The 6,012-nt window shown below is 74.7% G+C and carries 6 protein-coding genes; 2 read left to right on the forward strand and 4 right to left on the reverse strand.

Going from position 1 to position 6,012, the window contains the following annotated elements:
• Positions 1–395: GNAT family N-acetyltransferase (locus tag AB0E96_RS32830; RefSeq protein WP_359829437.1), on the forward strand; the 395-nt coding region annotated here is incomplete at its 5' end.
• Positions 396–474: 79 nt separating this feature from the next.
• On the opposite strand, the gene AB0E96_RS32835 is transcribed toward AB0E96_RS32830, so the two are convergent.
• The gene (locus AB0E96_RS32835; protein WP_359829438.1) at positions 475–984 is read right to left on the reverse strand and encodes a methylated-DNA--[protein]-cysteine S-methyltransferase; all 510 of its coding nucleotides are present in this window, start codon (positions 982–984) and stop codon (positions 475–477) included.
• Positions 981–2,666, reverse strand: coding sequence for an AlkA N-terminal domain-containing protein (locus AB0E96_RS32840; protein WP_359829439.1), 1,686 nt, complete (start codon positions 2,664–2,666; stop codon positions 981–983). Before AB0E96_RS32840 ends, AB0E96_RS32835 begins: the two co-directional genes overlap by 4 nt.
• 398 nt (positions 2,667–3,064) lie before the next feature.
• Between AB0E96_RS32840 and AB0E96_RS32845 the strand changes: the two genes are divergently transcribed.
• Positions 3,065–3,523, forward strand: coding sequence for an ASCH domain-containing protein (locus tag AB0E96_RS32845; RefSeq protein ID WP_359829440.1), 459 nt, complete (start codon positions 3,065–3,067; stop codon positions 3,521–3,523).
• 79 nt (positions 3,524–3,602) lie between these two features.
• On the opposite strand, the gene rsgA is transcribed toward AB0E96_RS32845, so the two are convergent.
• Both rsgA and AB0E96_RS32855 read right to left on the reverse strand, forming a co-directional pair.
• Positions 3,603–4,733: a ribosome small subunit-dependent GTPase A gene (rsgA, locus tag AB0E96_RS32850; RefSeq protein ID WP_359829441.1), complete on the reverse strand. Its 1,131-nt coding sequence runs from the start codon at positions 4,731–4,733 to the stop codon at positions 3,603–3,605.
• A 352-nt stretch (positions 4,734–5,085) separates the two neighbouring features.
• Positions 5,086–6,012 (reverse strand): cytochrome c oxidase assembly protein (locus tag AB0E96_RS32855; RefSeq protein WP_359829442.1); only part of this gene is annotated, 927 nt, incomplete at its 5' end.

Genomic DNA, 6,012 nt, shown 5'->3' on the forward strand with positions numbered 1-6,012 from the left:
GGGTCGGTTCGGTCGGTTCGGTCGGTTCGGTCGGTTCGGTCGGTTCGGTCGGTTCGGTCGGTTCGGTCGGTTCGGTCGGTTCGGTCGGTTCGGTCGGTTCGGTCGGCTACGGCACCCGGACGTGGGAGGGGCGGACCGTCCACGAGATGGGGTGGAACGTGCTGCCCGGCTTCCAGGGCCGGGGCATCGCGGTCGCCGCCGCCCGCGCGGCGGTCGCGGCCGCCCGCCGCGAAGCCGCGCACCGCTACCTGCACGCCTTCCCGTCGGTGGACAACCCCGCCTCCAACGCGGTCTGCGCGAAGGCCGGGTTCACCCTGCTCGGGGAGACGGAATTCGAGTTCCCGCCCGGGCGGTTCATGCGCAGCAACAACTGGCGGGTGGACCTTCCGAGTTGAGCGCCCGACGCAGGCCCGGCGGCCGTCCGGCGGGGCCCGGTCGACATCCGGCGGGGGCCGGCGGTCAGAACGCCGGCGGTCAGAACAGGGTGCCGCCCTCCAGGTCCAGCAGCCAGCGCTTGCGGTCCACGCCCGCGGCGAAGCCGGTGAGCGCGCCGTTGGCGCCGAGCACCCGGTGGCAGGGGCGGACGATCAGCAGCGGATTGGCGCCCACCGCGCCACCGACCGCCCGGACCATGCGCGGCTCCTGCCCGGCCAGCTCGGCGAGTTCGCCGTAGGTGACGGTCTTGCCGTACGGGATCTCGTCCAGCGCGGCCCAGATCCGGCGGCGGAACTCAGTGCCCTCGGGGGCGAGCGGGAGGTCGAAGCCGGTGCGCCTGCCCTCGAAGTAGGCGGTCAGCTGGGCCACCGGCTCGGCGAGCGCCTCCGGGTCGAGCACCCAGTCGTCGGCGGGCTCGGCCAGCGCGTACTTCTGGCCGGGCGCGGTGACGGTGGCCAGCGCCGCCGGCCCGCCGTCCTCCGGCAGCACCCCGCTCAGCAGCAGCCGGCCGAAGGGGCTCTCCATGGTGGTGTAGACGGTGGTGCTCATGCTCGTCCGTTCTCCGTTCCGGTGCCCGTACCGCCGGTGTCGCCGGTACTGCCGGGGTCGATGCTGTTGATGCTGTCGGTGGCCGGGTTCTCGGCGGCCGGGCTCTCGACGGCGGGGCGCTTGACGACGGGGCCGTCGGCGGCCGTGCTCGCGAGGCCGGCCCACAGTCGGTGGACCGCGTAGGAGCGCCACGGGGCCCAGGCCTCGGCGGCGCGGGCGGCGGACTTCGGGTCCCCGGCGGCGCCGAGGCGGAGCAGGCCGTGCTTGACGCCCACGTCGCTCGGCAGGAAGACGTCGGGGTCGGCCAGGGCCCGCATCCGCAGGTAGCCGACCGTCCAGGGGCCGATGCCGGGCAGGTCCAGCAGGCCGGCCGCGGCCTCCTCCCGGTCGACCCCGCTGTCGAGCCGGACCACGCCCTCGGCCAGCGCGGCGCACAGGCCGGTGAGCGCGCGCCGACGGGAGGCGGGCATCGCGAAGTCCTCCGGGTCGGCGGTGGCCAGGGCCGCCGCCGTCGGGAAGAGCAGACGCAGGCCGCCACTGGGCTCGGGCAGCTCGGTGCCGTACTTCGCGGCGAGCCGTCCCGCCAGGGTGCGGGCCGCGACGACACTGATCTGCTGGCCGAGGACCGCGCGCACGGCGAGCTCGTGCGGGTCCACGTGGCCGGGCGAGCGCAGGCCGGGGCGCTCGCGGACCAGCGGGCCCAGCAACGGGTCCGCGCCGAGCTGCTCGTCGATCGCCAGCGGGTCGGCGTCCAGGTCGAAGAGGACGCGCAGTCGCTGGACGGCGGTCGGCAGATCGCGCAGGTCGGCGAGCAGCAGGCGGCAGTCGAGCCAGCCGCGGGTGGGCGGCTCGCCCGGCGCCAGGCCGTCGACCTCGGCGATGCCGTGGCCGTACGGGAGCGCGAGGGTGCGGCGGTACACGCGCACGCCGGGGCGCGCGCCGGGGACGACCTCCTCCACACCGGGGACGGCGCGCAGGGCGAGGAAGTCGATCAGGTGCTCGCTGTCCAGCGCGCCGCGGTAGGCGAGGCGCAGCGTGAGGCCGCCGGCCGGGGTCGCGGTGCGGCGGCCGGCCGCGACCTCGGCGCGCAAGCCGCTCGGGGTGCGGTCGTAGACCTCGCGCACGGTGTCGTTGAACTGGCGGACGGAGGCGAAGCCGGCCGCGAACGCGATGTCGGTGACGGGCAGTTCAGTGGTCTGGAGGAGCAGGCGGGCGGTCTGCGCGCGGCGGGCACGGGCCAGCGCGATCGGACCGGCGCCCAGCTCCGCGGTCAGCTGGCGCTGCAGCTGGCGGGAGCTGTAGCCGAGGCGGCCGGCCAGTCCGCCGACGCCCTCGCGGTCCACCACGCCGTCGCCGATCAGGCGCATCGCCCGGCCGACCAGGTCGGCGCGGTGGTTCCACTCGGGCGAGCCCGGCACGGAGTCGGGCCGGCAGCGGCGGCAGGCGCGGAAGCCCGCCCCCTGAGCGGCCGCGGCGCTCGGGTAGAAGACGCAGTTGACCCGCTTGGGAGTCACGGCGGGGCAGCTCGGACGGCAGTAGATGCCGGTGGAGGTGACCGCCGTGAAGAAGACCCCGTCGAAGCGGGAGTCGCGGCTGTCCACGGCTCGGTACCGGATGTCGTCGTCGATCACGTTGTCCAGTCTGCGGCACTGGGCGGGGGGTGACTGGCGGGAATCGGACATCGCCGTTGATCGCCGCTTCGGGGGCCCTCCCCCTCCCCCCTCCCCCTCCACCCACCCACCGCCACTCTCTACCCACCACCTCACCCCCACGGGCCAGGGGCCACGGGCCTACGCTCCGGAACCCGTACCCGGCGCCCATGGCCGAGCTCGGCGTGGAGGCCGAGGCCCAGCCAAGCCCGAGGCCCAGCCAGCCCCAGCCCCAGGGCCAGGGCCAGGGCCAGGGCCGAGGCGCAGCCGGGGCCGGGACCGAGTCGGGACCGGGACCGGCCGGGCACCGGGGCCCGAGCCCGGGTACCCAGGCACCCCGGGCACCCCACCGGCCCACCGGCCCACCGGCCCACCGGCCCACCGCCCGAAATTCACGAGCTCGCAGGACGTCCCGCCGTTAACCTCGCGGCATGAGCGAGCAGCAGTCCTACACCGGCCCGGACGACCCGCGCGTCGTCGCCCTGCCTCCGTCGGAGTTCGCGTTTCCCGGCCCGCTGCGGGACCAGCTGGTCGCCGCGATCCTCGCCGGCGTCAAGACCAGCACCACCGGCCTGGTCGCCGACTACGAGCACGAGGGCGAGCCCCTGCCGCTGCCCGGTGAGCGCTCCGCGGTCCTCGACTCGGACGGCCGCAGGGTCGCCGTGATCGAGACCACGGACGTCCGGGTGGTCCCGCTCGCGGAGGTCGACCTCCAGCACGCCCTGGACGAGGGCGAGGGGTGCACCAGCGTGGCCGAGTGGCGCGCGGTGCACGAGCGGTTCTGGAGCAGCCCGGAGATGCTCGACGCCCTCGACGACCCGGGTTTCACCGTGGACGACAGCACCCCGGTGGTCCTGCAGCGCTTCCGAGTGGCCACCGACCTCCGCTGAAGCCGAACCGGACGGGCCCGGCCGGGGCCGACCGGGGCCGACCGGCGGCCGCTGTGCGGCGGCCGGCCGGCGCCGGGGCTCATCGCTTCACCGGACCTCCCGCGGCTCGCATCGACTTGCTGATCGTCTTCCACTTCTTCAGCCGCGCCTTGGCCACTCGGGCGTCCGTACGCGAGGCGATCCAGTCGTTCTCGCGCTGGAGCTTGAGGTAGCTCTCCATCCGGCGCTGGGGCAGGGTGCCGTCGGCCAGCGCCGCCTGCACCGCGCAGCCGGGCTCGGTGTGGTGGCCGCAGTCGTGGAAGCGGCAGTCCTCGGCCAGCTCGGCGATGTCGGCGAAGGCCAGGTCCACGCCCTCGCCACCGTAGAGGCCGACCTCGCGCAGCCCGGGGGTGTCGATCAGCACGCCCCCGCCCGGCAGCGGTATGAGTTCGCGGGTGGTCGTGGTGTGGCGGCCCTTCTGGTCGACCGCGCGGGCCTCCTGGACCGTCATCACGTCCGAGCCGACCAGCGCGTTGGTGAGCGTGGACTTGCCGACGCCGGACTGGCCGATCACCGCGGTGGTACCGGGGGTGCAGGCGCGGAGCACGTCCATGCCCTCGCCCGTCTCGGCGCTCACCACGACGACCGTGACCCCGGGGGCGACGGCCTCGACGTCGGACCGGATGAAGTCGGCGTCGTCGACGAGGTCCGCCTTGGTGAGGACGACCAGCGGTTCGGCGCCGGACTCCCAGGCCAGGGCGAGGAAGCGCTCGATCCGCCCGAGGTCGGGATCGGTCGCGAGGGAGGAGGCGATCAGCACGGTGTCGACGTTGGCGGCCAGCACCTGGCCGTCGGAACGCTTGCCGGCCACCTTGCGGATGATCGCGGTGGAGCGCGGCAGCAGCGCGACGACGGAGGCCATCGGCTGGGCGTACGGGTCGACCGCCGCCCAGTCACCGGTGCACGGGCAGTTGATCATGTCGGCGTCGCCCACCGGCCGGGTGTCGAACCGGACGGTGGACGGCTCGCCCGTCTCCGGGTCGGCGATCACGGCGTCGCACTGGCCGCGGTCGACCCGGACGATCCGCGCCGGGAGCAGCCCGGCCTCAGCGAACGGGGTGAACAGCTCCGCCAGCTCGGCCGTCCAGCCGTAGCCGGTCAGCGCCGAGGCGTCGGTGGGGAGCGAAGAGGAGGAGGAAGAGAACGACGGAACGGAGGCAGCGTTGAACAACGCAGTGGCCCTTCGGGAGGAGATGACCCCGGCGGGCTACGGCTGGCGCGAAGGGCTCAGCCGGCGGCCGGGAAAAGGAGGTGAACGCGAGCGCTGCCCTGGGCAGCTATCGGGGCGACAACGACCACGGGGGTTCACCTCCTGCTCTCTACTCCTCGGGCGGCCCAATGGCCCCCGAACCGGACGTGTCACACGCTAGCGGAGCGGGGGGTTGTGGCCAACCTATTTTTGACCTGCGGAAACGTGGCACGGGGAAGGTCAGGAAGACGCCAGGGGGCCACAATTGGCCCGCCGCAGACGGGCACTCGCGCACCCTGCGCCCACCAGCGCCCACCAGCGGCCACCCGACGCCTCAGCGCCCCTGCCCGCCGTACCGGTGTTTGAGGGTGGGATCGTCCAGCCACCAGGGCCGCATCCCGGTCTCCTCGTCCTGCGGCCGCCCGGCCGCCCGGGCCTCGGCGGCCGCCTCCGCGAGGCGGGCGTCCAGCTCGGCGTCCACCGCCTCGTTCTCCTCCCGCCCCTGCACCACCATCCGCCGCACCAGCGCGGCCAGGAACGGCAGTCCGACCAGGTCCCCCAGCACCCAGAAGGCGTTGCCTCCCCAGGTCTGGTCCTGCGCCAGGCTCGGCCCCCACGGCCGCCCGAGCGCCGCGTAGTGGTGCTCGGCGACCAGGTGCCCGCCGTAGATCAGCACGATCCCGAGCCCGGCGTCGAAGATCACCTCGGCGAAGGTGATGAACAGTCCGACCAGGTGCGGGTACTCGTGCCCGACCGGGTCGAGCTGCAGGCGCGGCCAGAAGTAGGCGAGGCCCAGCAGCACCAGCGCCAGGTGCAGCACCACGTTCCCGACCCCGCTGGACACCGACCACGCGTACCAGGGGGTGAAGTAGAGCAGCCACGGCGGCGCCATCAGCAGCGCGGTGGAGACCGCCGGGAACATCAGCACCTTGGACGGACGGCTGCGCAGCGCCCGCAGGACGCGCTCGCGCCGGGCCGCCGGTGCCGCCTCGACCAGCAGCGAGACCGGTGCGCCGAGTGCGAGCAGCAGCGGGACGACCATCAGCAGCAGCACGACCTGCACGGCCCGGTCGGTGAAGAGGATCCGGTCGTACACGCCGAGGCCGGAGCAGGTGCACCAGATCCACAGCAGCAGTCCGCCGAGGAACGCCGCGGTCCGGGAGGGCCGCCAGCGTCCGCCGACCGGCACCGCGCCCGGCCACCCGCCGCCGGAACCGGCCACCGGCCGTTCACCACCGCCGCCCCCGGCCGCGCCCCCGGC

The organism is Kitasatospora sp. NPDC036755 (assembly GCF_040636595.1).
In the GTDB taxonomy this organism is placed as follows: domain Bacteria; phylum Actinomycetota; class Actinomycetes; order Streptomycetales; family Streptomycetaceae; genus Kitasatospora.